This window comes from Haloactinopolyspora sp., assembly GCF_027324685.1.
In the GTDB taxonomy this organism is placed as follows: Bacteria; Actinomycetota; Actinomycetes; order Jiangellales; family Jiangellaceae; genus Haloactinopolyspora.
The window spans coordinates 1-26,458 of the sequence record NZ_DAHVSH010000053.1; the positions used below are offsets into that span (position 1 = coordinate 1).

A 26,458-nucleotide genomic window follows, 5' to 3' on the forward strand; every position below is an offset into this window, starting at 1 on the left:
AGTTCGCCCCCACAGCCATCAGGACGGCCCGGATGAGTTCGCCCCCCACCCATCAGCCGACCCAGGACCAGCAGGACGCCCCTGACGTCGACATCCCCGAGTCCACACTGACCCCTGCGGTCGCCGCTCCGCCGAAGCAACGCCGGCGGCCCGCTGTCATCGGGCTGGGCGTCGCCCTCGTGGCAATCGGGGGTCTGGGCGCCGCCTGGCTTGCGACGAGCGTGAGTGACACCGTGTCGGTCATCGCCGTCAACGCCGACGTGGCCCGCGGTGAAGTCATCGAGAGCAGCGATCTGACGACGGCCGACATCAACGCCGATCCCAGTCTGCGACCCATCCGGGCCTCGCGCATGGACGAGATCGTCGGCCAGCACGCCCGCAACGACCTCTCCAAGGGCACCCTGCTGACCAGCGACGCCGTAGCTGACGTCATCGTGCCCGGCGAGGGCGAAGCCATGGTCGGGGTCGCGGTCACCGCAGCCCAGTTGCCCGCTCGACCGCTGCGGCCCGGCGACACCGTGCACATCGTCGACACGCCGAACGCGCAGGACGACCCGCCTCGAAGCACCCCGGAGTCCATCGAGGGGGTCGTCGTCGACTCCACCGTGGACGAGGAGTCCGGCCAGCGCGTCGTCGACGTCGTGGTGCCGGACAGCGACGCGAACGCCCTGGCCGCCCGGGTCGCCACCGGACGTATCGCCATCGTCTTGATGTCACGAGAAGGGGGTGGGTGATGGCAATCGTCGCCTTGACCTCTGCACGGGGCGCACCAGGGGTCACCACCAGCGCGTTGGCCATGGCCATGTTGTGGCCGCGCCCGGTGGTGCTGGTCGAGGCCGACGTCGCGGGTAGCAGCAGCATCCTGGCCGGCTACTTACGTGGCAGCGTGCCCCCCGACCGCGGGCTGGTCAGCCTCGCTGTGGCACACCGGCGTGGCGTGCTGGCCGAACGCTTCTTCGACCAGACGGTTCGGCTGATCGAGGACCGTGTTCGACTGGTCCCGGGCCTGGTCAACGCGCAGCAGGCCACCAGCATGGACCGACTGTGGTCGCCGCTGAGCATGGTGCTGGCAAGCCTCGAACGCACCGGCACCGACGTCATCGTCGACGCCGGACGGCTGGGCATGCTGCACGCGCCGATGCCACTGATCCGATCGGCGGACGCCGTCCTCCTGGTGACGCGTACGAGCTTGCCGGCGGTGAGCGCGGCACGCGCCCGGATCGAGTCGTTGCGTACCGACCTGGTGGAGCTGGGCCAGGGCGACGACACGCTGTCGGTGCTCCTGGTCGGCGAGGGGCAGCCCTACCGGGCTCGCGAGATCCACGCGTCTCTGCGAACGCCGGTGCTGACGTCCATGGCCTGGGACCAGGCCGCCGCCGATTCTCTGAGTCACGGCGCGCCGTACGGCCGTCGTTTCGCTGCAGCACCACTGTTCCGGAGCACGAGGGTGGTCGTCGGCGCCGTCCACGAGCTCATCGATCGCCACCGAGCTCGGCTGGCTCCTGCGTCCGGAGAGAAATTGATCGAGGAGCCGACCTATGGCTGACCAGCACAACGCAGCCGCGAACCTCGAGAACCTCCCGCTGTTCGCCGAGACCGATCCCCCTCTCGACCTCGACGACTGGAGCGAGACGCACCCGGGCCGCGGCCCCGCACGATCGAGTCCGACCGACTTGAGACGGTCGCTGCAGGCCAAGCTCGCCTCGGCCACCACGGCGGCCCCGTCCGGCGAGCGCTCGGACAGCCAGCACGACTCCACGGCGCGCCCAGGGCTGCACGCCCGGCAACGGCCCACCGGAACCGGCGACCAGGACGCGCCACACTCCCCGAGCCGCACGGTCGGCCGGGGCGAGAACATCGACTGGGGCTTGGTCCGCGCTTACCGCGAACAAGCCGCTGACCAGCTTGCCCACGCACTGCGCAGCCGTGAGGGCCTGGACGAAGCCGGGCGCCGCGAACTCGGCCGCAGCATCGTCGTCGAGTTGCTCGCCGACCATGCCGAGCGTGCCCTGACCCGGGGCCTGCCCATCATCACGCAGGACGAGCAGATCCAGCTCGCCGACGCCATCATGGCCGCGCTGTTCGGTCTCGGCCGCCTGCAGCCCCTCGTCGACGACCCCGAGATCGAGAACATCGAGATCAACGGGCACGACAACGTCTACCTGATCTACAGCGACGGGCGCATCGAGGCCGGGCCACCGGTGGCCGACAGTGACGAGGAGCTCATCGAGACGCTGTCTTTCCTGGCCACCCGGACCAGTTCCAACGAGCGCCCGTTCTCACCCACCAGCCCACGCTTGCATCTGAGGCTGCGCGACGGTTCACGGCTGGCCGCGACGGCATGGATCACCCCGCGACCGGTGGCGGTGATCCGTCGGCACCGCCTGACCGACATCGGCATCGACGACCTCGTCGAACTCGACATGCTCAGCCCGGCGGCCGCGGCGTTCCTGGCCGCCGCCGTCCGCGCCCGCAAGAGCGTCGTCGTCTCCGGCGCGCAAGGTGCTGGGAAGACGACGCTGGTCAGGGCGCTGACGAACGAACTCGATCCGCTCGAACGCATCGGCACCATCGAAACCGAGTACGAGCTGCACCTGCACGACATGCCGGAGCGGCACAAGCGCATCGTGGCGTGGGAGGCCCGTCCGGGCAGCGGCGAGCGCGGACCTGACGGTCGCGCCGCAGGCGAGATCACTTTGGACGATCTCGTCTTCGATTCGCTGCGGATGAACCTCTCCCGCCTCATCGTCGGCGAGGTCCGTGGACGTGAAGTGTTGCCCATGTTCAAGGCGATGCAGTCCGGAGCCGGATCGCTGTCCACGACGCACGCACATTCCGCACGCGCCGCCATCGAACGGTTGGTGACCTGTGCCATGGAGGCCGGCCAGCACGTCACCGAATCTTTCGCCTACCGTCAGATCGCCGAGCACATCGACCTCATCGTGCAGATCGAGCTGCAGGACGACAGCCAGGCCGGTGGGAAACGCACCCGGTACATCTCCGAGATCATCGCCATCGAACCGGGCGAGCACGGGATGCCCGCGGTCACCGACGTGTTCCGGCCGGGACCCCACGGCTTCGCCGTGCCGGGAACACCGCCGATCTGGCTGCCCGACCTCGAACGTGTCGGCTTCAACTCTCGACTACTCGACCAGGAGGGGTGAGAGATGTCTCCGTTCGCGGCAGCGCTGGCAGCGATCCTCGTCCTGGGTGGGTCGATGCTCATCGTCGTGGGCCTGATCCCGCGGCCTGCGCTCGCGCGCCCGAGCACGCGGAGCCAACGGATCAAGCACCGTTTCATCACCCTCACCGGAGGACGTGACGACAAGGCGCGGCGATTCCGCCTGCTCCTCGCGATCGGTCTCGGCGTGGGCATGCTGGGCTGGCTGTTCACCGGCTGGCTGATTCTGGTCATCATCGCGCCGGCTGCGCTGGTCGGTCTGCCGATCCTGCTCACCCCTCCGGCCAGCGCCACCCCCGTCGCCAAGCTCGAGGCCATGGAGGAGTGGACGCGGTCGCTGGCGGGCGTCCTGACCGTCGGCGTCGGCATCGAACAGGCCATCACCGCGACCATGAAGTCCAGTCCCGAGGCCATTCGTCCCGAGGTGACCACGCTCGTGGCCAGGCTCCGGGCCCGTTGGCCGACCGTGGCCGCACTCCGGGCGTTCGCCGACGACCTCGACGACGCCACCGGCGACCTGATCGCGTCGTCGCTGATCCTCGGCGCCACCCGGCGCGGGGCCGGACTCGCCGCCGTGCTGGAGGGGCTGGCCGCGACGGTCGCTCAAGACGTGCAAGTGCGTCGCAAGATCGAGGCGGACCGCTCCAAGCCGCGGACCACCGCACGCATGGTCACCATCGTCACGCTGATCGCACTGGCGTTCATGGCGTTCAACAGCACCTACATCCAGCCTTACGGCACGCCTGTCGGGCAGATCGTTCTGGCCGTCCTGCTCAGCTTCTACGTCCTGTGTCTGCTGTGGATGCGCCAGATCACCAAGCCCCAGCCGCTGCCGCGCATCATGGGCTGGAACCTGCGTGTTCCCGGTCAACAGGCTGAACCTGCCCCCGCGGAGGCTTCATGAACTGGGAACTGGGAATCCTCGCAGGTGCCGTCGCGGGTCTGGGCCTCACCGTGGTCGTGCGCGAACTCGTCCCTGCGCACCCCCATCTGCGGGCCACGCTGGGCCGGCTGCATGACGATCTGCGCCCGGAGTCCCCGAAGGCGCCGGAGTCGCCGACCCGACAATCCTCGTTGTTCCAGGACCGCATCGGCCGCCTGCTCGAGCACCGGTTCCCGGCGATGGTCACCTTCCGGCTCCCTCGGCGCGAGCTCGACCTGCTGCGCATCCCCACGTATCGATACTTCGGTGAGAAAGCTCTGTGGGCGCTGCTCGGGCTGTGTTTCCCGGCGATCCTGATGCTGACGCTCGCGGTGACGGGCGTGACGCTGCCGTTCAGCGTCCCCGCCTTCGTCGGGCTCATCCTCGCCGTCGTGATGTGGTTCCTGCCGGACGTGGAGACCCGGCAGAAGGCCACCAAGGCGCGTGAGGAGTTCACCCGGGCCCTGGGTGCCTACATCGACCTCGTGGCCCTCGAACGGGCCGGCGGCGCGGGCTCGACGCAGGCCCTGGAGAACGCGGCCGAGGTCGGCGACTCCTGGGTCTTCCAACGCCTGCGCGAAGAGCTGGCCCGGGCACGCTGGTCGGGCTCCACGCCGTGGGAAGCGCTGCACATCCTTTCCCGGCAACTCGGCCTCAGCGACCTCGACGACCTGGCCGACATCATGCGCCTGTCCGGTGAGGAAGGCGCCACGGTGTATGAGAGCCTGCGTGCCCGCGCCAGCGGGTTGCGCGATGCGACACTGTCCGCCGAGCACACTCGGGCCAACGCAGACAGTGAGCGCATGGTCATGCCCGTAGCACTGCTGGGCGTGGTGTTCATGGCCCTCCTCGCAGCTCCGACGGTGATGCGTATGCTCGAATGATCTTCGTCCACTCGAGCGCTCAGCCGAGATTTCTCCAGGACTCCCGTCACAGGAAGCCACCTTCAGCCGCCTACAGCTGTGACGGGGTGGACAGCCCGCACCCCCCGGAAGGAACACCCAACATGCTGCAACTCCAGACATGGATCACCGTCATGTCGGGCGAGCTGCGCGACCGCTACGCCGAAGCGCTCCGACAGCGCCCGGAACGCGGCGCGACGACGCTCGAGTACGTCGTGATCGCCGCGGCCGTCTTCGTCGCCGCGGTGGCCCTCGTCGGCATCATCATCGGCGTCATCAACCGCGAACAGGCGAAGATCGAGTAGCCCCATGGGTACCCGACCACGAGTCCATCCACCGGCGGCGGCGCGCCGGCGCACGCGCGGAGTCGAGCGCGGCGCCGCCACGCTGGAGCTCGTGGTGATCTTCCCGGTCGTGCTGCTCATCACGTTCGGCGTGATCGAGGCGGCGCTGTGGTACCACGCTCGCAACGTCGCGCTCGCCGCGGCCGAGGAAGGCGTCCGGGTGGCCACCGGTGACGGTGGCTCCCTCGACGCCGGCATCGGCGAGGCGAGAGACTTCGCGTTACGCGCTGGAGCCGACGACATCCTCAGCGCCGTCACCGTGGACTCCGCCGGCGACGACACCGAAGTCAGCATCACCGTCTCCGGGCACTCGCTGAGCCTGTTCCCGGGCTGGTCCGGGCACGAGGTGTCGCAAACGGCCAGCGGCCCGGTCGAGCGATTCACGATGCCGGACTGATCATGTGCCGCCACATCGGTTCGCCCCAACGAGGCTCCGCCACCACGGAGCTCGCGGTCGTGGCTCCGGGACTGCTGATGATCATCGCGCTGCTCGTGATGGGCGGGCGCATCACGATCGCGGGCGGGTCGGTCGAGCATGCCGCGGCCGAGGCGGCCCGGGCCGCCTCCATCGCGCGCACCGCGAGCGACGCCGTCGCCGCCGGCACCGCCGCGGCGCAACGGTCGCTGGAACAGCAAGGTCTGAGTTGCGTCGGCGCGCCCGCCATCACCATCAACGCCCAGGAGTTCGCCCGGCCGCCGGGCGAACCGGCCGCCGTCTCGGCCACGGTGACGTGCGAAGTGCAGCTTTCCGACATCACCATCCCGGTGGTTCCCGGGTCGCGCACCATCACCGAAACCGTCCAGAGCCCGCTCGACACCTACCGGATGCGCCGATGAAGACCATGAACCCGGGCGACGAACGCGGCGCGGTGGCCATCTTCGCCGTCGTCATCGTCATGGCGTTGTTCCTGGCCATCGGCCTGGTCGTCGACGGCGGCAGTCGCATCCGCGCGATGCAGCGAGCCGACGCCCTGGCTTCCGCGGCGGCTCGAACCGGCGCCCAAGCAGTCGTCTTCGGCGGTGAAGCGGGCCATCCGACCATCGATGTCGGACCGGCGTGCCGGGCCGCGGCGGATTACCTCGTGCAAGCCGGCGTAGAACCGACCGACTGTGTCCGCGTCGACGACTCCACGCTGCGCGTCGGCGCGACCGTCTCGTACGAAAACGTCTTCCTGTCCTTGATCGGTCCGTCCACATCCCAGGTCACCGGAAGTGCCCAGGCGCGGCTCGCGCGCGGTGTAGGCGACGAACAGTGAGGAGATTCCCGTGACTTCTCGAACCCGGTCGGCGCCCGGGCGCCGGCGCACCACTCGGGTCGTGCGCGGCCTACTCGCGCTCGCGGCGATCCTCGCGCTGGTGATCGGCATCCCGGTCGCGCTGATCGCCCTTGCCGGCAACCCGCTGCCGGATTCCGCACCGACGTGGAACGACGTGACGTCGGCGCTCACGGCACCGGATGACGGAACGCTGTTCCTGACCGCGCTGACGTGGCTGGCCTGGCTCGGTTGGGCGAGCTTCGCCGTAGGTGTACTGGTCGAGATCATCGCCGCGGTCCGGGGCCGGCCGGCACCACGGATTCGGCTGCTCGGGTTCCAGCAGCGCGCGGCAGCGGGCCTGGTCACGGCGGTGGTCGCCGTGTTCATCGTCGGACCGGTCGGCATGGCCACGGCCACCACGCCGGCCAGTGCCACCCCGTCACCGCCGCCCACCGCCGAGGCGCAGCAGGCTTCGACGGCCACCCCGCAGGCGCCACCGGCCACCGCGCCCCAAGCAGCGGAGTCGACGACGGACAACACGACGGCGGACGTCCCCGCCACCCGGACGCACACCGTCCAAAGCGGGGAGTCCTTGTGGCGCATCGCTGCTGACCACCTCGGCGACGGCGCTCGCTGGCCCGAGATCGCCGAACTCAACTACGGCGTCCAGCAACCGGATGGCGGTGCGCTCGACCGCAACCACTGGATCGCTCCAGGCTGGCAACTCGACATTCCGGCCGACGCGGATTCGGCCGCGGAACGCCCTGCCGACGAGGCCGCGGAAGCAACCACACATGTCGTGGTCGAGGGCGACACGTTGTGGGACATCGCTGAACAGAAGTTGGGGGACGGAGCCAGGTATCCGGAGATCTTCGAGGCGTCACGGCACACGGTTCAGCCCGACGGTCGACGGCTGACCGATCCAGACCTGATCATCCCCGGGTGGACCATGACCATTCCGGTCGCCGCACCGCCCAGCGACGATTCCACCGAGGATCAGCCGCGTGAGGAGGAGCCCGACCACGAGCAGCCCCCGCCCGACCAGCCACCCGTGGACGAGGAACCCCCCGTCGACGAGCCGCCGGTCGACGAGAAACCCCCGGTGGACGACACGATCGACGACGACGCCGGTGGGCAAGACCAAGCCGAGTTCGACGGCCCGGGTGCCTCCACGGCCGACATCGGCGATGCCGACTTCCCGGTGCGGACGACCGCGGGTATCGGTTCGCTGCTCGCCGCAGGTGTCCTGGCGTACCTGGCGGCCAAGCGGCGCTCACAACAGCGCCATCGACGCTTCGGCGAACGCATCGCGATGCCGACCGGTGCCACGGCCGACGCCGAACGGGAGCTGCGTGGCGTTGCAGACCCGATCAGCGTGGAGTCCGTCGATCTGGCCCTGCGTGGGCTCGCCGCGAGCTGTGCCCAGCGTGGCGTCCCCTTGCCGGCGCTGCGTGTCGCGCGACTGACCGCTGATCAGTTCGAGCTCTACCTCGCTGAGCCGGCCGAGCTGCCCGCGCCGTTCGTGGCCACCGAGCAGGAGCACGTGTGGTTCCTGCCCGCTGCCGCCGTCCACGACACACCGTCGGAGCAGGTGGCGGACGTGGCCGCTCCCTACCCCAGCCTGGTGACGATCGGCCATGGCCCCGAGCAGGGGCACCTCCTGCTCGATCTCGAACGTCTGGGCGCCCTGACCCTCACTGGTCCCGACGAACTGTCCCAGCAGGTGATGGCCGCGTTGGCGGTCGAACTGGCGACCAGCCCGTGGGCTGACGACCTACAGGTCACACTGGTCGGTACGTGCGCTGACCTGGCCAGCGGTCTGGACACCGGCCGAGTGCGGCATCTGCCGTCCGTCGGCACGTTGCTCGACGAACTCTCGCGGCGCGCCGAGCACGATCGCGCCGCACTGACGGACTCCGGTGCACAATCCCTCGACGAAGCCCGGGTTCGCGGTCTGGCTCCGGCGGCATGGACCCCCGAGATCGTGCTGCTGGCCGAGCCGCTGACATCGGCTCAACATGAGCAGCTCATCGACCTGGTCGATGAGCTGCCCCGGGTCGCAGTCGCCGCCGTCACGAATGACGACGACGCACCGAGCACCTGGTCGCTGGAGTTGGACGCCGACGATCCCGACGTCGCCGTACTGCAGCCGGTCGGGGTCGAAGTCAGCCCGCAGCGCCTCGACGACGACCAATACCGCCGGATTCTCGACCTCCTCGGCATCGCCGAACAGGCTTCGGTCGCCGTACCCACGCCGGAACCGGAGCCGATCGCTCCGGACGGTCCGGTCACAGAAGCACCCGTCGGTGCGCCGGTGGATTCACCGCCCAGGCCACTGGTCGGCTCCACCGTGACCTCGACACCGCCCGCGCCGTCTGTCGCCGACCTCGACGCCGAGCTGGCCCGGCTCGACACGCCACGCGACGGACCGACGATTCTGCTGCTCGGCCCGGTGGAGGTCGACAACGCCACCGGCCCGATCGAACAGTCGAAGTATCGCCAGCTGACCGAGATCGCCGCGTACATCGCGCTGAACCCGGGGCTGGGCCACGCCGCCTTGGATGAAGCGATCTGGCCCGGCAACCGGGTCACGCAGAACACCCGGAACACCGCGATCTCCAAACTGCGGCGTTGGTTCGGCAGCGATGGACGAGGCGAGGACTACCTCCCCCGGGTCGACAACGGCTATCGGTTCCACCCCGCCGTGGGGACCGACTGGGACGCCTGGACGCGGTACATCGGTCCCGATCCGCGAATCGCAGGTACCGACCAACTGCTTCAGGCGCTCGAGCTCGTCCGCGGCCAGCCGTTCACGGGCGTCAATCCGCGGCGCTACGGCTGGGCCGAGCATCTGAAGCAGGAGATGATCGCCGCCATCGTCGACGCCGCCCATGAGCTCGCCCAACGCGGGCTGCGTGCCGGCGACCCGTACCTTGCGCGTAAGGCCGCGACCATCGGACTGCAGGCCGAACCCGGCATGGAGGTGCTGTGGCGCGACCGGATCGAGGCGGAACACCTGGCCGGAAACCGTGCCGGCATCGACGACGCGGTCGCTCGGCTGACGGCCATCACCGACGACCTCGGCGATGATCTGGAGGAGGCGACCGTCAACCTCATTCAGGAGCTGGTGCCTGGTCGGAGCGCAGGAGTACCGTTCGGCGCGGTGTAAGCGCAAGGCCGGCACCGTGATCAGCGCCGGCACGGATGTGGGTGTCGAGACCCGTGGTCCGGCGCTACCGGCGACCGACGCCTGTCAACTCACTGCACCAGAACCTGAATCTCGCCCACCGGGACCAACGTGCCGTTCCACGGGCTCTCCAGCGTGTCCGGCACACCCGGCAGCGAGATCGGTTCGCCGCGCAGGGTGTAGGTGACGTCATAGACCAGGCGTGCCTGCGCGGTGTAGGCGCCGCGACCATCGAGGTCCTGCGCGGGCTGATCGTGCGAGGTCTCCAGGTACACGTGCTCGCAATCGTCGGTGTCGGGTTTGTTGTCGCACGTGAACGTCCCGGACGAATCGCCTGGATCGATTTCGACGTGACTGAACGTTCCGAAGGCCTGCAGCGGACCGGCCTGTCCGCCCACGATCTCGCCGTCCCCGATGCCGTCGACCTCGAACCTGGTGTCGGCGCCGACGTAGGTCAGTTCGTTCGGCTCGAACGACAGGGTGAACGCAGGGGTCTGCAGCTTCCCCCAGGCCGCCCAGCCCTCGTCCGGTAACGATTCGTCGTACGGATCGATCCAGCCGAAGCGGCCGTCGGGCTCACCGTCGGGCGGCAGGAAACACTCGTAGTAGGTGAAGATCTCGCTGTCGGACTCGCGGCCGCGCTCGGGCCAGTTCTCTTCGGGAATCGTGGACGGAATGTCGGCCCAGCAGGCTCGCTCGCCCATGCAGAACTCCGAATACGGCTCGTGCGACAGGTCGCAGGTGGGACCGTCCCATTCACCTTCACCGTCGTCCTCGCCGCTGTCGTCCTCGCCGGGCGTTTCGCACACATAGACGTATTCGTGCCGGCCCGGCGAAACCTCGACCCATTCCCAGCATTCCGGCGCCGAGGACAAACCCGGAATATCGGGCGGCGTACCGGGTGACTTGGTTGGAGGTGCGGCAGGTGGAGTGTCCGTGGCATCCGTCGGCGCGTCGGTGGCGTTCTCGCTTGCAACCGACACGACCGCCGGGGTCAGCGCCATGATCACGGCGGCGGCAAGGGCGGCCGATGCGCCGCGTAGTTTCGCTGTCCTCAGCACGTTACCGCCTCTCCCGGCTCGACCGATTCTCCGACGAGCCATGAGCCACCCGATTTGATCATTTCGAACTGCACTGGATACGGCTTGAGCTGGTCATCTCGTGGCGGCAACGTCTGCCCGCCGACCTCGGCCAGCCACTCCGATTCGTCCACACACGCGGTCACCGTCGCCGATCTACCGTCGACGTCGACCTTGACGGCACTGATCACCGGCGCGCCGACGCGCACGAGACCCTGTTGCTCGTATCGTGTCGCCACGCCGACGTTCTCGTCGATGGTCTCGTCGACGGCGATGTCGCTGAACAAGGCAGCCGCGTCGGCGACTTGCCCACTTTGCGCCTGCACGACCGCGTGCCAATAGGCCTCGAAGACCGCTGTGATTTCAGTTTCGGGGTCGTCAGCGCTCGCAGCGGCAACGGGAATTGTGGCCGAGGGGTCCGAGCCGCCCGCGTCAGCATCGCCGTCGGCATTACAACCGACGGCGAGAAAGCCCAGGACGGCCAAGCCGACTGAGAAGCGCCGGCCCGCCCGGGGAAACGAGCCGTTCATGCAGGGACCATAGCGATCCGGACCGGAAAGGGGCAACACATTGTCCATGAACCGTTAGTGTCATTCGTTTTCAATGTCGCAGGTCTGCCCGCTGCGCGACCGGTCGCGACGCGCCCTCGGCGGCCCGGGTCGAACCCCGGGCGGATCGAGTGGCGCACAGGCCGACTCCTCGCCTCGAGATGGGTAGAATCGGCCGCGAGCCGTGACGGTTCGCGCGGGTTCGGCCAGTACGGGCTGACGGACGTGACGACGTCCGACCTCGGCTCGGGGAGGACACTGAGGCGGATGACCTCGCTTCGCTATCAGTTGGGTGACACCGGTCCAGCGATCGCCGAGATTCGCTCCAAGCTCACCCAACTCGGGCTGCTCGACGACACAGCACCGGGTCCCAGTACGTTCGACGAAGACGTCGATCGCGCCATCCGGCAGTTCCAACAGGAGCGGGGACTCACGGCGACCGGAATCGTCGACGCCACGACCTACCGGGTGCTCGACGAAGCCCGCTGGCGCCTGGGTGACCGGCTGCTGTCGTACGTCGTCAGCAACCCGCTCGCTGGTGACGACGTCATCGCACTTCAGCGCCGCTTGTCCGAACTCGGGTTCGATGTCGGCCGGATCGACGGTGTCTTCGGTACCAGGACGGGCGAGGCGCTGCGCCAGTTCCAGCGCAACGTCGGCATTCCTGCTGACGGCACCTGCGGGCCCAGCACGTTCAAGGCGTTGGGCCGACTGGCTCCCATCGTGACCGGCGGACGGCCGGACAGTCTTCGCGCGTCCGAGGCGATCCGCCAGGCCGGCAAGCGGCTGCCCGGCAAGGTGGTCGTCATCGATCCTGGGCACGGAGGACCGGACCGCGGCAACGTCGGGCACGGCTTCGACGAAGCGTCGGTCGTCGAAGACCTCGCCGCACGCATCGAGGGCCGCCTGACGGCCACCGGCGTGCAGACGTACCTCACCCGCGGACCGGGGGCCGAGAGCTCACCGTCAGAGTCCGAGCGCGCCGCGTTCGCCAACGACACCGACGCCAACCTGCTCATCTCGCTGCATGTCGATGCGCATCCCAGCCCGGAAGCCTCCGGGGTCGCCACGTATTACTACGGCGGCCAACAGCCAGGCACCACCAGCGCCATCGGCGAGCAGTTCGCCGGCCTGGTCCAACGCGAGATCGTCGCGCGCACCGACCTCGTCGACTGCCGCAGCCATGGCAAGACGTGGGACCTGCTGCGGCATGCCCGGATGGCTGCCGTTCGCGTCGAGTTGGGCTACATCACCAACGAGGGTGACGCCGCCCGGCTGGCCGACCCGGACTTCCGCGACGTCGTCGCCGAAGCCATCGTGATCGCGATCCAGCGGGTTTACCTACCGTCCGGCGAAGATGCCGCCACGGGCGCGCTGCGGTTCCACGATCTGGCAACCAATTGACCGGTTCATGAACTATCGATTCGCCTCCGCGTTCGGCTTGAGGCATCGTGTTGTGTGGAGAGAGTCGTCGAGGGCCGGCCTAGGTGCCTCGTGACCAGCGTCAGTCGATCAACGGGAGGTGTGACGTGAGCCAGCAGCCGGGCCCCGATCGAAGGACGACTGACGCAGTAGCAGCCGCCGGCTCTCGCCTCGACTCGTACGTCGATCGCTACGCCACGCGCACCCACGGCATGACGGCGTCAGAGGTTCGCTCACTGTTCGCTGTCGCCTCTCGGCCCGAGGTCGTCTCGCTGGCCGGCGGCATGCCGAACATCTCCGGGCTGCCCCTGGACATCGTCGGTTCGCTGATGCACGACCTCGTGACCAAACGCGGCATGTCGGCCCTGCAGTACGGGTCGGGGCAGGGTGACCCTGTGCTGCGTGAGCAGATCTGCGACGTGATGCGTCCGACGGGCATCGCGGCACACCCCGACGACGTCACCGTGACGGTCGGCTCCCAGCAGGCGCTCGACCTGGTCACCCGGATCTTCATCGATCCCGGCGACGTGATTCTGGCCGAGGCACCGTCGTACGTCGGCGCGCTGGGCACGTTCCGCTCTTATCAGGCCGACGTCGTACACGTCGAGATGGACGACGACGGACTCGTCCCGGAGCGGCTGGCCGAAGCGATCACCACCACCGAAGCGTCCGGACGGCGCATCAAGTTCTTGTACACGATCCCGAGCTACCACAACCCCGGCGGCGTCACGCTCACGTCCGCGCGCCGCGCCGAGGTGCTGGAGATCTGTCGCCGCGCCGACGTGCTGATCATCGAGGACGACCCCTACGGCCTGCTCGGCTTCGATGGCGAGGTACCCCGGGCGATGCGCGCCGACGACACCGAGCGTGTGGTCTACCTGGGCTCGTTCTCCAAGACGTTCGCGCCCGGCCTGCGGGTCGGCTGGGCGCTGGCGCCGCACGCTGTCCGCGAGAAGCTGGTTCTCGCCGCTGAGAACAGTGTGTTGTGCCCGCCGGCGTTCAGTCAGCTCGCAGTGTCGGAGTACCTGTCCGGCCACGACTGGCTCGGGCAGGTCAAGGACTTCCGTGAGACGTACCGGGAGCGCCGCGACGCGATGCTCTCGTCGCTGCAAGATCTGATGCCTGAATCCGCACACTGGACCCGTCCGTCGGGCGGATTCTATGTCTGGTTGACACTGCCTGAAGGCATCGACACCAAGGCCATGCTGCCCCGGGCGGTGACGAACCGGGTCGCCTACGTCCCTGGTACGGCGTTCTACGCCGATGGATTCGGGTCGCGATCGATGCGGCTGTCGTACTGTTATCCGACACCAGATCGAATCCGTGAGGGCGTGCGGCGGTTGGCTCAAGTGGTCGAGCAGGAGATGGAGTTGCGCGCCACGTTCGGAGCATGGGGTTCCCCGCAGCGCCCTGGGTTGGACGCACCGGCACCTGATCAGAGTTAGAAGGGTCTTTTTCAGCATGAGCGACCTCGGCCGCGTCCTCGTTCTCGCCGGTGGGCTCTCCCACGAGCGCGACGTCTCCTTGCGATCAGGTCGTCGAGTAGCCGAGGCGTTGCGCGATGTCGGTGTCGACGTGGAGCAACGCGATGCCGACGCCGACCTGTTCGCCACCCTGCGGCGCGATCGCCCACACGTGGTGTTTCCGTTGCTGCACGGTGCCCAGGGCGAGGACGGGGCGATCCAGGAGGTCCTGTCCCTGTTCGGGCTGCCGTTCGTCGGCTCGGGTGCGGCGGCCTGCCGCCAGGCTTTCGACAAGCCAGTGGCCAAGTCGATCGTCGAACGTGGTGGGCTGTCGACGCCCGCCTGTGCGGTTCTGCCGCAATCGACCTTCCGCGAGCTCGGCGCTGGTGTCCTGCTCGACGCCCTGCTGGACCGGCTCGGCCTTCCGGTGGTGGTGAAGCCCGCGCGTGGCGGTTCGGCTCTGGGCACATCGGTCGTCCGCGACGCCGACGCCTTGCCTGCGGCCATGGTCGAGTGCTTCGCCTACGGGGAAGCGGCGCTGGTCGAGCAGTGGATCGACGGGACCGAAGTGGCCGTGTCGGTCGTCGACACCGGCGACGGCCCACAGGCGCTGCCGGCCGTCGAGATCGTTCCGGAGTCCGGCACGTACGACTACCATGCTCGCTACACCGCCGGTACCACCGAGTTCTTCGTTCCGGCCCGCCTCGACAGCGCCGTCAGCCTGGCGACCGCCGACGCGGCGGTCGCGGCACATCGCCTCCTGGGCCTGCGTGATGTCTCGCGCACCGATCTGATCGTCGATTCCGCCGGGCGGCCGTGGTTTCTGGACGTCAACGTCGCCCCGGGAATGACCGAAACGTCGCTGTTGCCCCAGGCCGTCCGGGCCGCTGGCCACGATCTCGGTCTGCTCGCGCGCGATCTGCTCGTCGCCGCAGCTGAACGGCACGGGGCCTGATCGTCCGTTCGGGGCGCGTTCCCCTGGTGTGATCGATCCTTCAGTCCGCGGCGTCGGCGTCCTTCGTGGCCAGTTTCGGGTCGATCGTGCTGACGATGCGTTCCAGGTCGTCGATGCTCGCGAACTCGATGGTGACCTTCCCCTTGCTGCGGCCCAGGTCGACCTTCACCCGGGTGTCGAGTCTGTCGGACAACGCCGAGGCTATGTCCGACAGACGGGGTGCCATGGGCTTGGGCCCGCGTTTGGTCTTCTCTTTCGGCTGATCGGCGTCGCCGAGCGCGACGATCTCCTCGACCGTCCGCACACTCAGACCTTCGGCGACGATCCGCTGGGCGAGTCGTTCCTGCGCGGCTCCATCCGACAGGCCGAGGAGCGCCCGGGCATGGCCGGCCGAAAGCACTCCAGCCCCGACACGACGCTGGACCAGCGGTGGCAGCTTCAGCAGGCGCAGAGTGTTCGTGATCTGCGGCCGGCTGCGCTTGATCCGCACTGCCAGCTCGTCGTGTGTGCAGCCGAAATCGTCGAGGAGCTGCTGGTAGGCCGCAGCTTCCTCGAGTGGATTGAGCTCACTTCGGTGCAGGTTCTCCAGCAGCGCGTCGCGGAGCATGTCGTCGTCGCGGGTGGTCCGCACGATCGCTGGGATGGTGGCGAGGCCGGCTTCCTTGCTAGCTCGCCACCGGCGCTCACCCATGACGAGCTCATAACGACTCTCGCCCATGTCGCGGACCACGATCGGCTGCAGCAAGCCGATCTCGCGGATGGACGATACGAGCTCGGCCATGGCGTCCTCGTCGAAGACTCGACGGGGCTGCTTCGGGTTGGGGCTGATCGAGTCCACCGCGATCTCGGCGAAGGTCGCACCTTCGACTGGAACCAGGTCCTCGTCAACACCCGTCGTTTCACGTGAAACAGCGCCACCGACCGGCGTGACGCGGGAATGACTGCGCCGGGCCGAGACGTAGCCGTCCGAGGGTGGCTGACCGTCCACGCCTGCGTGGTTCGGCGCCTCCGTGGGGATGAGCGCTCCCAGACCCCGTCCCAGACCTCGACGTTTCTCAGCCATGAATCGACTCCCCCTGGACCGTCTCCGAATTGGCGCCACGTTCCGCGATCTCGCGCGCGGCTTCCAAGTACGACAGGGCACCACTGGACGCCGCGTCGTAGGTCATCACCGTTTGGCCATAGCTCGGCGCTTCGCTGATCCGTACCGAGCGTGGAATCGTCGTCCGTAGAACCGTGTCGCCGAAGTGTTGGCGCACTTCGTCGGCTACTTGGGCCGCGAGTCTGGTGCGTCCGTCGTACATGGTCAGCATGATGGTCGACACCGCCAAATCGCGGTTCAGGTGCGCCCGCACCATGTCGATGTTCTTGAGCAGCTGGCTCAGCCCTTCCAGCGCGTAGTACTCGCACTGGATCGGAATGAGCACCTCGTCACCGCCGACCAGCGCGTTCACCGTGAGCAGGCCGAGCGACGGCGGGCAATCGATGAGCACGTAGTCGTACGCCACCCCGTCGGTGGCCAGATGCTGATCGAGCGCCCTACGCATCCGGGACTCTCGAGCGACGAGCGACACCAGCTCGATTTCGGCGCCGGCCAGATCGATGGTCGCCGGAACACACCACAGCCCGTCGAACTCTTCGACCTTCTGAATCACGTCGGAGATCGGCGTCTCGTCGACGATGACGTCGTAGATGCTCGGAATCTCCGCGTGGTGGTCGATACCCAGGGCCGTCGACGCGTTGCCTTGCGGATCGAGATCGATCACCAGCACCCGAAGGCCACTCACCGCCAAGGCGGCGGCGAGATTGACCGTCGTGGTCGTCTTGCCGACACCGCCTTTCTGATTGGCCACGACCATGACTCTGGTACCCGCAGGTTTGGGCATCGGCGCGGTTCGGCGCCCTACGGCCATCAATGCGACCGCGGCTTCACGTGCGATCGGGGTATCCAGGTCGGCCAACGGCCCGGACATGGTGAAGTCGCCTAGATCCGACGCGGTCCCGGCCACGGAGTTGCTCGTCCGCTGCGCCGCACCGTCACCCGTACTCACAGATTCCTCACGCTCCAGGTTCGGCGGCGTGTCCGCCGGCTCAGTGGTCTTCCGTACCAGTGGCCAGCCCAACCCGCTCCGGCCTTCCCCCGTTGCGTCCCCGTTCGCGACGTCTCCACCTGTCACCGGCCAGCCCAGGCCCGGTGCGACAGAGGCATCGCTCATGTTTACTTCCTCCGTTGTCGTCGTTTCGCTTCGTGCCGCCGCCGACCACGTTCCACGACCGCCACACGCGCCGGCGGATCGACGAATTCATGACCGACGTCTTCCACTGTCCACGACACGGCACCCATTCTCGCCAATGACGCGGCCGATTCCGCCAACTCTTCCGAGACCGTCCGACCCTTGAGAGCCAGGAGCCGTCCGCCGGGCCGCAACAGTCGCAGCGTCCACGTCGCCAGCCGGGTCAACGGTGCCACGGCTCGGGCCGTCACGACGTCGAAACGATCGGTGACGTCCAGGTCCTCCGCTCGCGCCCGACGGATCGTCACGCGGTCGAGCTCCAGCGCGTCGACGACCTCCGCCAAGAACTCCGTGCGTCGAAGCATCGGTTCGATCAGCACGACCTCGAGGTCCGGACGGGCTATCGCGAGCGGTACGCCGGGCAGACCGGCACCGGAACCCACGTCTGCGACGAGTGCGCCCTGGGGAATGAGCTCGGCGAGCACCGCCGAGTTGAGGACATGGCGATCCCACAGCCGCGGCGCTTCCCGTGGCCCCATGAGCCCACGCTCGAGACCGGGCCCGGCCAGGAAGTCGACGTAAGCGGCGGCTCGGTCCACACGTGCCCCGAACAACGTCCGAGCCGCGTCGGGCACAACCTGCGCGCCGTCGTTGGTCTCACTCGTCGCCGCGTCGGGGCCATGGGCAGGTGCCGACGTGTCGACCTCCGGGTCTCCGCTCGACACCGTCCACCTCCCGCGTTCGCCCATGTTTCACGTGAAACCCGCCGAGCCGTACCGCCTGACGAGAACCCGTCCCGGCCGGCTCACACCGGCTTGACGACCACGTACCTGCGGGGCTCTTCGCCTTCCGACTCGCTCACCAGTCCGGCTTCGGCGACGGCGTCGTGAACGACCTTCCGTTCGAACGGCGTCATCGCACCGAGCGACTCCGGCTCGCCCGAGACTCGCACCGCCTCGATGACCCGCTTGGCGAGATCGACCAGCTCGGCTCTCCGCCGCGCCCGGTAGCCCCCGACGTCCAGCATCAGTCGACTCCGCTCGCCGGTCTCACGGACGACGGCCAGTCGGGTCAGATCCTGAAGTGCGTCGAGCACTTTGCCGTCCCTGCCGACCAGGACATCGAGATCGTCGCCGATGATCGAGACAACCGCCCGGTCCCCCTCGACATCCATGTCGATGTCCCCGTCGAGGTCGGCGATGTCGAGCAAGCCCTCCAGGTAGTCCGCCGCCACATCGCCTTCGCGCTCCAGGCGCTCAGCCGTACTCGAGGCGCGCTCGCCAGCGTCGGCCTGTTCGAGCTCCACGCCGGTATCAGCGTCGCTCACCATTGACTCCTTCAGATCGATTCCCTGGCCACTCTCGCGGCCGTCCCAAGCCCGCGAAGCCGCTCGGCCCCCCGCTCACCGCGACGTCGCGCGCCCCAGCGCGCGGCGATCGGATCAGCGCTTCTTCCGTTGCGATCGAGTGGTCCTTTTCGGCTGCTTGCGCACTACTTCGGTCTTACCACTCGGCGGCTCCGTCTCGGTGCTCGCCGTCGGCACTTCGATGCCCTTACGACGCGCCTTCGCCTCGAGCCGACGCTGATGCGCCCGCTCCGCCTCGGTGCCGGGCGCCGGCATCCGGCGGATCACGTACAGCTGCTGGCACATGGTCCAGATGTTCGACGTGAGCCAGTAGAGCACCGTGCCCAGTGGGAAGTACACGCCGGAGAAGGCGAACACCAGCGGCAGCACGTACAGCAGCACCTTCTGCTGCTGGGCGAAGGGTCCCTCGAGGGACTCCTTCGGCATGTTCTTCCGCATGATCTGGCGCTGCGTGATGAACTGGCTCGCCACCATCAGCACGACCATGACCGCCGCGATGATCCGCGTGTTGATGACATCGGTCGTCAAGAACGAATCCGCCAGCCGCGCGCCGAAGATCTCCGCAGATCCGGCCGACTCGAACAAGTCCGGGTACTGGGTGAACGCGCCGCGTGGCTTGTCGCGCGCGATGCCGTCCAGAACACGGAACAGGGCGAACAGGAACGGCGCCTGCAGCAGGATCGGCAGACAGGAGGAGAACGGGTTGGTGCCCGTGTCCTTGTAGAGCTTCATCATCTCCTGCTGGAGACGCTCACGGTCGCCCTTGTACCTCTTCTGCAGCTCACGCAGCTGCGGCTGCAGAATCTGCATCTTGCGCTGCGACCGGATCTGCCGCACGAACAGCGGGATCAGCAGCGTGCGGATGACGATGACCAATCCGATGATGGACAGCGTCCAGTTCACACCGTCGTGGTCGATACCGAGAGCCGTGTCGAACACCCAGTGCCAGCCCATCATGATCCAGCTGACCAGGTACAGCAGTGGTGTGAGGACGGTATCCACGGGTTTATCAGACTCCTCTGAAAACGGGCGGCCCACCGACGGGCACGGCGGTTCCCGATGTGTCGTCAGTACCGCTCGGAGCGGCGGCCTCAGGCAGGTCGTCGCCCTCGGTGCCGTCGGCACGTCCCCACCATCGATAGGTCTCGTACGTGGGAACGAAGTCCACCCCGCCCGCGCACCAAGGGTGGCACCGGCCGAGTCGGCGCAGCGCCAGCCATGCACCACGCACGGCGCCATGGCGCTCCACGGACTCCAGCGCGTACGCCGAGCACGACGGGTAGTAGCGGCACGTCTGCCCGTACATCGGGCTGAAGATCAAGCGATAGGCCTTGAGGGCGGCCACCAAGAGGTACTTCATCGGCGCGCTCCGCGCCTCAGCGCGCGATCGAGCGCGGCATCGAGCTCAGCGTCCAGCTCGCGACTGCTCGCGTCAGCGGCACGCGGCAACGCCCGGACCACGACGCGCGAGCCGGGCTGCAATTGGTCGAGACGGGCAGCCATCAGATGCCGAAGTCGCCGACGCACGGCGTTACGGGTCACTGCGCCGCCCACGGAGCGGCCGACGGTGAAGCCCACCGCGGCCGGACGATGCGTGTCCGGGGACTCTGGTGGCAGATAATGCACGACGATCAGCGGACGTCCGACCCGCACGCCATGGCGTGTGCTGAGTCGGAAGTCGGCCGACCGTCGCATCCGGTGTTGAGCCTTGAGCACCTCGGATCGTCGCGTGCGAGCACGCTGACCGACCGGATCAGGCCGACAGCTTGGCACGGCCCTTGCGGCGACGGGAGGTGACGATCGCACGGCCGGCACGGGTGCGCATGCGCAGCCGAAAGCCGTGATTCCTCGCGCGACGGCGGTTGTTCGGCTGGAAGGTGCGCTTCACCACGTCCGGGCTCCTGTGTCAGTGTTCGAGATCTAACAGTACGAATGTCGTCCGGGGCGTGCTTGGCGACAGGTGCCGTTCGAGACCTGGGCATGTCGACATCCGCCCTCGTCGGACCGATTCACGGTACGCGCTCGCGCAGGCTCAGGTCAAACTCGGACGTCCCGGACCGGGTCCATACCGGGCCAACCACTCATCTTTACACTGTCGAGGCAGCAGTTGCCGGAACGACACGCCGTCGGTGATCGCCGAACCTGTGGACATCAGTTGAAGCGCGATCCGCATGTTGTTAGCGTCACCACCCTCAGGAACGCGTGCGGAACGGCACAACTGCTCGGGTTCCCACCGTGTTCGTGCAGGTCATGACTATACGACGGGAACTTCACCTGACCTGTCCGCGTCTCTCCACATGTTGTGGATGATGGTGTGGACGACAGATGACGGGGGTGGCGTCGCAAAAGGCGCCAGTTGGGAGAAGACCGTGGCAGACGAGGCGGCCGAAGACTTCAGTTCGGCGTGGGCGAAAACGCTTGCAAACCTGGAGTCGCTCGACATCGGGCCGCAGCAGCGTGCGTTCCTGTCCCAGGCGCGTCCGATCACGCTGGTAGAAGGCACCGCAGTCGTCGCCGTCCCCAGTGACTTCGCACGCGCCCAGATCGAACAGCGGCTGCGCACGCACATCGTCGATGCACTGACCGGGGTACTCGGCCGGCCGGTCGGCCTCGCCGTCACCGTCACCCCGCCGCCGTCCGACGACGTCGGCAGCGGCACGGCAGCCGAGGCCGACGCAGAGGCCAGTCCGGCCCCACCGCCGCCGGCCAGCGACGGGAACTCCACCGCCGACACGGAGGAGATCCCGAAGGTCACCGCACCAGCTGCGCCGGCGTTCGTCACCAGTCGCACCACGCTCGACACGCCGCGCCGCCCGGACAGCGAGCCTCCGCACCTGAACTCCCGCTACACCTTCGACACATTCGTCATCGGAGCCAGCAACCGTTTCGCTCACGCCGCCACCGTCGCCGTGGCCGAGGCGCCCGGCAAGGCCTACAACCCGCTGCATGTCTACGGCGAGTCCGGCCTGGGCAAGACGCACCTACTGCACGCCATCGGGCACTACGCCAGCACCATGTATCCCGGCACCCGAGTGCGTTACGTCAGTTCCGAAGAGTTCACCAACGACTTCATCAACTCCATCCGCGACGACAAGGCGTCGGCTTTCCAACGGCGTTATCGCGAGATCGACGTCCTGCTCATCGACGACATCCAGTTCCTCGAGGGCAAGATCCAGACGCAGGAAGAGGTCTTCCACACGTTCAACACGCTGCACAACGCCAGCAAGCAGATCGTCATCACCTCCGATCGCCCACCCAAGCAGCTCTCGGCGCTGGAGGATCGGCTGCGGAACCGATTCGAGTGGGGCCTCACCTGCGACGTGCAGCCGCCGGACCTCGAGACCCGCATCGCGATCCTGTCCAAGAAGGCGTCGCAGGACCATTTGAACGTCACACCCGACGTTCTGGAGTACATCGCCAGCCGCATCGCGACCAACATCCGCGAGCTCGAGGGCGCGTTGATCCGGGTCACCGCGTTCGCCAGCCTGAACCGGCAGCCCGTCGATCTCTCGCTCGCCGAGATCGTCCTGCGCGATCTCGTGCCCACCGACACCGGTCCGGAGATCACGGCGGCCACGATCATGGCGCAGACCTCGGCGTACTTCGGGCTCACCATCGAGGACCTCCAAGGCACGAGTCGCAGCCGGGTCCTGGTCACCGCCCGGCAGATCGCGATGTACCTGTGCCGCGAGCTCACCGAGCTCTCCCTGCCGAAGATCGGCCAGCATTTCGGCGGGCGCGACCACACCACCGTGATGCACGCCGAGCGCAAGATCCGCACGCTGATGGCCGAGCGCCGCAGCGTCTTCAATCAGGTCACCGAGCTGACCAACCGGATCAAGCAACAGGCACGGCAATCATGAACGCCGCGACCCACACACCCGCTCTGCGTCGCGCTGAGCGAACGCTGCGCGCGGTGATCCACTTCTCACAGGGTGTGGACAAGACTGTGGAAACCCCACGCCTCGTGGTGGACGGGTCGGGGAAAGTTGTCATTCGGCGGTGGACGACGTTGAATCCTCCACCAGCGCGTCACACGCCACCCACAACCGTCGTGGATGACCATCCGCTGCATGACCTGCGCCGACGATGCTCATCCACATCTTCCACCGACCCTATGGATGAGACGAACCTCCACATCTCAATCCGAAGCACCGCACAACTGGGGACGGCCCGATCTGTGGATTGCGTCTCGCGCTCGACCGACTGACCAACCAACGTCCACAGCTGTCAGTCAGCCGTGGAAGGATGAAGATGAACCACAACGACCCGGGCGCGTGCCCGAGGGGAGGGCGGTGGACCGGTGAAGTTCCGGCTCGATCGTGATGTTTTGGCCGACGCGGTGGCCTGGACGGCTCGCACGTTGCCGAATCGGCCTACCGTGCCGGTGCTCGCAGGCCTGCGAATCGACGCATCCGATGCTCAGGTTTCCTTCTCGTCCTTCGATTACGAAGTCTCCGGCCGGGTGGCCGTCGACGCCGATGTCGCCGATGCGGGTACCGCGCTGGTCTCCGGCCGGCTCCTCGCCGACATCGCCCGCTCGTTGCCCAACAAGCCGGTCGATCTCACCTCCGACGGCTCCAAGGTCACCATCACCTGCGGCAGCGCGCGGTTCACCTTGCTGACGCTGCCCGTCGAGGAATATCCCGACCTTCCTGAGCTGCCGGATGCCTCGGGCACCATCGACGGTCCGACGTTCGCCGAGGCGGTCGGTCAGGTCGCCGTCGCCGCCGGTCGTGACGACATGCTCCCGACGCTCACCGGTATCCGGATCGAGCTCGAAGGTGAGAAGGTCACGCTCGCCGCCACCGACCGCTATCGCATGGCTGTTCGTGAACTCACCTGGCAGCCAGCGCGTCCCGACCTGTCCGCCATCGCTCTGGTCCCGGCCAGGACACTGGTCGACGCGGCCAAAACGCTCTCGTCAGCAGGCGAGGTGACGGTGGCGCTCGGTGGTGAGTCCAACGACACCCTCATCGGCATCGCCGCCGGCGGCCGCCACACCACCAGTCGCCTCATCGACGGCGAATGGGTGCCGAACTACCGGCGTATCTTCCCCACCGAGACGGCCACGGTCGCCCGGGTGGAGATCTCGGCGCTGGTCGAGTCGGTCAAGCGTGTCGCCCTCGTCGCCGAGCGCAACACTCCGGTCCGGCTGTCGTTCGACGACGGCCAGGTGGTTCTCGAGGCCGGCAGTGGTGAAGACGCCCAGGCATCCGAAGCCTTGCAGGCCGACGTGCAGGGCCCGGCCATCGCGACGGGGTTCAACCCCACGTACCTCCTCGATGGCCTGCAGGCACTCGGCACCACCTTCGCGCACCTGTCGTTCACCGAGACGCCGATGAAGCCGGTGGTCATCCAGGGTGTCGACAGCGCCGAGTCGGAACCGGACGGCGGGTACCGCTACCTCGCCATGCCCATCCGCCTGTCGGGGTGAGCAGCAGCGACACGAACAGTGTCGTGAGGGTCACGAGCAACGCCGGGATCAGGAGGATGTCGATGGAACTCGGGCTGATCGGCCTGGGCCGGATGGGCGCCAACATGCGTGAGCGCATCCGGCGGGCAGGTCACACGGTCGTCGGATTCGATCATCATCCGGAGGTCAGCGATGTCGGCAGTCTCCAGGAACTGGTCGATGCGCTGAGCACCCCGCGTGCGGTGTGGGTGATGGTTCCCGCTGGGGACCCCACCCGAACCACCGTTGCCGAGCTCGCCGATCTGCTCCAACCCGGCGACGTCGTCGTCGACGGCGGCAACTCGCGGTACACCGACGATGCTGAGAACGACCGGATCCTACGCGAGCGCGGGATCGGATACGTTGACTGCGGCGTGTCCGGGGGCGTGTGGGGCCTCGAGGTCGGCTACGGCCTGATGGCCGGGGGCGATACTGAGCACGTCGAGCGGCTGATGCCGATCTTCGATGCCCTGCGCCCCGACGGCCCGCGCGACGAAAGCTTCGTCCATGCCGGCCCGGTGGGCGCCGGCCATTACGCGAAGATGGTCCACAACGGCATCGAGTACGGTCTGATGCAGGCCTACGCCGAGGGCTACGAACTCCTGCACGCCGCCGATGTCGTCACCGACGTGCCGGGCACGGTCAAGGCGTGGTCGCGTGGCACAGTCGTCCGCTCGTGGCTCCTCGACCTGCTGGTCAAAGCGCTGGAACACGACCCTGGGCTGACCGAGCTCGAGGGTTACGTGGACGATTCCGGTGAAGGTCGCTGGACGGTTCAGGAAGCCATCGACCACGCCGTTCCCGCGCCGGCCATCACCGCGGCCGTCTTCGCGCGGTTCGCTTCCCGCCAGTCCGACTCGCCGGCCATGAAAGCCGTGGCGGCGCTGCGCAACGAGTTCGGCGGGCACGCGGTCCGTGCGGCCGAGGCAGCCGGCCCGTCATCCGGCACCGGCGACACCCGAGCTTGAGGCGAATGTACATCGCACACTTGTCGCTGGCAGATTTCCGGTCCTATACCGAGGTCGAGCTTTCGCTCGAACCCGGTGTCACAGCGTTCGTCGGCCCGAACGGCCAGGGCAAGACCAACCTGGTCGAGGCGGTGAACTACCTGGCCACCCTCGGCAGTCATCGGGTGGCCCACGACGCACCGCTGGTCCGGGTGGGCTCGGAACGAGCCGTGGTCCGCGGCGACGTCGTCGACACGAGCATGCCCAACGAGCGCCACACGCTCCTGGAAATCGAGATCACCCCCGGCCGCGCGAACCGAGCGAGGCTCAATCGCTCGCCGGTCCCGAGGCCGCGCGAGATTCTGGGTGTGATCAACACCGTCTTGTTCGCGCCTGAAGACTTGGCGCTGGTCAAGGGCGATCCGGCCGAGCGGCGGCGGTTCCTGGACGAGCTTCTCGTCGCTCGCGCACCGCGCTTCGCCGGGGTTCGCTCCGACTACGACCGCGTGCTCAAGCAACGAAATGCCCTGCTCAAGTCCGCCGGCGCGGCGGTTCGTGGCGCCAGTCGATCCGGCGGCCCGGTGGATCTGCCGACGCTCGACGTCTGGGACACGCACCTGTCCACCGCGGGCGCTGAACTGCTCGCGGCCCGTCTCGAACTCGTCGACACGTTGCGGCCGCTGGTCGCCAAGGCGTACGAGACCGTCGCGGCCGGCGGCGGGACGAGCTCGGGTGAGGCACAACTGACGTACAAGTCTTCGCTCGGTCCGGATGCCGAGCTGAGCCCCGACCGTGAGGCCCTGGCCGCGGCGCTGCTCGATGCCACCGGCCGGGCTCGCCGCGACGAGCTGGAACGTGGCGTCTCGCTGGTCGGCCCGCACCGCGACGACGTGACCCTGGGGCTCGGGGCGATGCCGGCCAAGGGGTACGCGAGCCATGGCGAGTCGTGGTCTTTCGCGCTGGCGCTGCGCCTGGCATCGTACGAGCTACTGCGCTCCGGTGGCAGCGATCCGGTGCTGATCCTCGACGATGTCTTCGCCGAGCTCGACGCCGGCCGGCGGGATCGGTTGGCTCGGCTCGTCGCCGATGCCGAACAGGTGCTGGTGACCGCCGCGGTACCGGCCGACGTGCCTGAGTCGCTGGCCGGTGGCAGAGTCGATGTCGAAGGCTCAGGGGTCCGCCGCGTGCGTTGAGCCG

27 protein-coding genes are annotated in these 26,458 nt (G+C 67.9%); 17 read left to right on the forward strand and 10 right to left on the reverse strand.

The window, feature by feature from the left end; genetic code table 11:
* The 10 genes from M6444_RS06625 to M6444_RS06670 form a co-directional block, all read left to right on the forward strand.
* On the forward strand, positions 1-734 hold a 734-nt coding region (locus M6444_RS06625), incomplete at its 5' end, for an SAF domain-containing protein (protein WP_298324535.1).
* Positions 734-1,546: a hypothetical protein gene (locus tag M6444_RS06630; protein WP_298324538.1), complete on the forward strand. Its 813-nt coding sequence runs from the start codon at positions 734-736 to the stop codon at positions 1,544-1,546. The genes M6444_RS06625 and M6444_RS06630, both read left to right, overlap by 1 nt.
* Positions 1,539-3,164, forward strand: coding sequence for a CpaF/VirB11 family protein (locus M6444_RS06635; protein ID WP_298324541.1), 1,626 nt, complete (start codon positions 1,539-1,541; stop codon positions 3,162-3,164). The genes M6444_RS06630 and M6444_RS06635 overlap by 8 nt, the downstream gene beginning before the upstream one ends.
* Before the next feature lie 3 nt (positions 3,165-3,167).
* Positions 3,168-4,085 carry a type II secretion system F family protein gene (locus tag M6444_RS06640; protein ID WP_298324545.1) on the forward strand — a complete coding sequence of 306 codons (918 nt, stop codon included), beginning with the start codon at positions 3,168-3,170 and terminating at the stop codon, positions 4,083-4,085.
* Positions 4,082-4,987 carry a type II secretion system F family protein gene (locus M6444_RS06645; protein ID WP_298324547.1) on the forward strand — a complete coding sequence of 302 codons (906 nt, stop codon included), beginning with the start codon at positions 4,082-4,084 and terminating at the stop codon, positions 4,985-4,987. The genes M6444_RS06640 and M6444_RS06645 overlap by 4 nt, the downstream gene beginning before the upstream one ends.
* 122 nt (positions 4,988-5,109) lie before the next feature.
* Entirely contained in the window at positions 5,110-5,310 is a 201-nt protein-coding gene (locus M6444_RS06650; protein ID WP_298324549.1) for a hypothetical protein, read from the forward strand.
* 4 nt (positions 5,311-5,314) lie between these two features.
* On the forward strand, positions 5,315-5,746 hold the full coding sequence (locus tag M6444_RS06655) for a TadE/TadG family type IV pilus assembly protein (RefSeq protein WP_298324552.1): 432 nt from the start codon (positions 5,315-5,317) through the stop codon (positions 5,744-5,746).
* A 2-nt stretch (positions 5,747-5,748) separates the two neighbouring features.
* On the forward strand, positions 5,749-6,186 hold the full coding sequence (locus M6444_RS06660; RefSeq protein ID WP_298324555.1) for a TadE/TadG family type IV pilus assembly protein: 438 nt from the start codon (positions 5,749-5,751) through the stop codon (positions 6,184-6,186).
* The gene (locus tag M6444_RS06665) at positions 6,183-6,605 is read left to right on the forward strand and encodes a hypothetical protein (protein ID WP_298324558.1); all 423 of its coding nucleotides are present in this window, start codon (positions 6,183-6,185) and stop codon (positions 6,603-6,605) included. The genes M6444_RS06660 and M6444_RS06665 overlap by 4 nt, the downstream gene beginning before the upstream one ends.
* Before the next feature lie 10 nt (positions 6,606-6,615).
* The gene (locus M6444_RS06670; RefSeq protein WP_298324560.1) at positions 6,616-9,774 is read left to right on the forward strand and encodes a LysM peptidoglycan-binding domain-containing protein; all 3,159 of its coding nucleotides are present in this window, start codon (positions 6,616-6,618) and stop codon (positions 9,772-9,774) included.
* Positions 9,775-9,863: 89 nt separating this feature from the next.
* Here M6444_RS06670 and M6444_RS06675 read toward each other — a convergent pair whose 3' ends face one another.
* Both M6444_RS06675 and M6444_RS06680 read right to left on the reverse strand, forming a co-directional pair.
* Positions 9,864-10,667 carry a hypothetical protein gene (locus M6444_RS06675; protein ID WP_298324562.1) on the reverse strand — a complete coding sequence of 268 codons (804 nt, stop codon included), beginning with the start codon at positions 10,665-10,667 and terminating at the stop codon, positions 9,864-9,866.
* A gap of 179 nt (positions 10,668-10,846) precedes the next feature.
* Positions 10,847-11,401, reverse strand: a complete 555-nt coding sequence (locus tag M6444_RS06680; RefSeq protein ID WP_298324564.1) for a hypothetical protein — start codon at positions 11,399-11,401, stop codon at positions 10,847-10,849.
* A gap of 285 nt (positions 11,402-11,686) precedes the next feature.
* On the opposite strand from M6444_RS06680, the gene M6444_RS06685 reads away from it, so the two are divergent.
* The 3 genes from M6444_RS06685 (at position 11,687) to M6444_RS06695 (ending at position 15,259) form a co-directional block, all read left to right on the forward strand.
* On the forward strand, positions 11,687-12,823 hold the full coding sequence (locus tag M6444_RS06685; protein WP_298324567.1) for an N-acetylmuramoyl-L-alanine amidase: 1,137 nt from the start codon (positions 11,687-11,689) through the stop codon (positions 12,821-12,823).
* A gap of 125 nt (positions 12,824-12,948) precedes the next feature.
* Positions 12,949-14,286 (forward strand): PLP-dependent aminotransferase family protein, encoded by a 1,338-nt coding sequence (locus M6444_RS06690; protein ID WP_298324569.1) that lies wholly within the window; start codon positions 12,949-12,951, stop codon positions 14,284-14,286.
* 16 nt (positions 14,287-14,302) lie between these two features.
* On the forward strand, positions 14,303-15,259 hold the full coding sequence (locus M6444_RS06695) for a D-alanine--D-alanine ligase (RefSeq protein WP_298324572.1): 957 nt from the start codon (positions 14,303-14,305) through the stop codon (positions 15,257-15,259).
* Positions 15,260-15,299: 40 nt separating this feature from the next.
* Here M6444_RS06695 and M6444_RS06700 read toward each other — a convergent pair whose 3' ends face one another.
* The 8 genes from M6444_RS06700 to rpmH form a co-directional block, all read right to left on the reverse strand.
* Positions 15,300-16,322: a ParB/RepB/Spo0J family partition protein gene (locus tag M6444_RS06700; protein WP_298324574.1), complete on the reverse strand. Its 1,023-nt coding sequence runs from the start codon at positions 16,320-16,322 to the stop codon at positions 15,300-15,302.
* Complete coding sequence (locus tag M6444_RS06705) at positions 16,315-17,475, reverse strand: ParA family protein (protein WP_363326264.1); 1,161 nt, start codon at positions 17,473-17,475, stop codon at positions 16,315-16,317. Before M6444_RS06705 ends, M6444_RS06700 begins: the two co-directional genes overlap by 8 nt.
* 2 nt (positions 17,476-17,477) lie before the next feature.
* On the reverse strand, positions 17,478-18,218 hold the full coding sequence (rsmG, locus tag M6444_RS06710; RefSeq protein WP_298324577.1) for a 16S rRNA (guanine(527)-N(7))-methyltransferase RsmG: 741 nt from the start codon (positions 18,216-18,218) through the stop codon (positions 17,478-17,480).
* An 80-nt stretch (positions 18,219-18,298) separates the two neighbouring features.
* Positions 18,299-18,823, reverse strand: coding sequence for a R3H domain-containing nucleic acid-binding protein (locus M6444_RS06715; RefSeq protein WP_363326265.1), 525 nt, complete (start codon positions 18,821-18,823; stop codon positions 18,299-18,301).
* Positions 18,824-18,934: 111 nt separating this feature from the next.
* Positions 18,935-19,861, reverse strand: coding sequence for a membrane protein insertase YidC (gene yidC / locus M6444_RS06720; protein ID WP_298324585.1), 927 nt, complete (start codon positions 19,859-19,861; stop codon positions 18,935-18,937).
* A gap of 7 nt (positions 19,862-19,868) precedes the next feature.
* Positions 19,869-20,219 carry a membrane protein insertion efficiency factor YidD gene (yidD, locus tag M6444_RS06725; RefSeq protein WP_298324587.1) on the reverse strand — a complete coding sequence of 117 codons (351 nt, stop codon included), beginning with the start codon at positions 20,217-20,219 and terminating at the stop codon, positions 19,869-19,871.
* Positions 20,216-20,575, reverse strand: a complete 360-nt coding sequence (rnpA, locus tag M6444_RS06730; RefSeq protein ID WP_298324590.1) for a ribonuclease P protein component — start codon at positions 20,573-20,575, stop codon at positions 20,216-20,218. The genes yidD and rnpA overlap by 4 nt, the downstream gene beginning before the upstream one ends.
* Positions 20,576-20,612: 37 nt before the next feature.
* Positions 20,613-20,750: a 50S ribosomal protein L34 gene (gene rpmH / locus M6444_RS06735; protein WP_363326266.1), complete on the reverse strand. Its 138-nt coding sequence runs from the start codon at positions 20,748-20,750 to the stop codon at positions 20,613-20,615.
* A gap of 478 nt (positions 20,751-21,228) precedes the next feature.
* Between rpmH and dnaA the strand changes: the two genes are divergently transcribed.
* From dnaA to recF, 4 genes are all read left to right on the forward strand, one after another.
* Complete coding sequence (gene dnaA / locus M6444_RS06740; RefSeq protein ID WP_298324595.1) at positions 21,229-22,722, forward strand: chromosomal replication initiator protein DnaA; 1,494 nt, start codon at positions 21,229-21,231, stop codon at positions 22,720-22,722.
* A 440-nt stretch (positions 22,723-23,162) separates the two neighbouring features.
* Positions 23,163-24,296: a DNA polymerase III subunit beta gene (dnaN, locus tag M6444_RS06745; RefSeq protein ID WP_298324597.1), complete on the forward strand. Its 1,134-nt coding sequence runs from the start codon at positions 23,163-23,165 to the stop codon at positions 24,294-24,296.
* A gap of 62 nt (positions 24,297-24,358) precedes the next feature.
* Positions 24,359-25,282: a phosphogluconate dehydrogenase (NAD(+)-dependent, decarboxylating) gene (gene gnd / locus M6444_RS06750; RefSeq protein WP_298324599.1), complete on the forward strand. Its 924-nt coding sequence runs from the start codon at positions 24,359-24,361 to the stop codon at positions 25,280-25,282.
* Between the two features lie 5 nt (positions 25,283-25,287).
* Positions 25,288-26,454 (forward strand): DNA replication/repair protein RecF, encoded by a 1,167-nt coding sequence (gene recF, locus M6444_RS06755; protein WP_298324601.1) that lies wholly within the window; start codon positions 25,288-25,290, stop codon positions 26,452-26,454.
* The last annotated feature ends 4 nt before the right edge of the window (positions 26,455-26,458 follow it).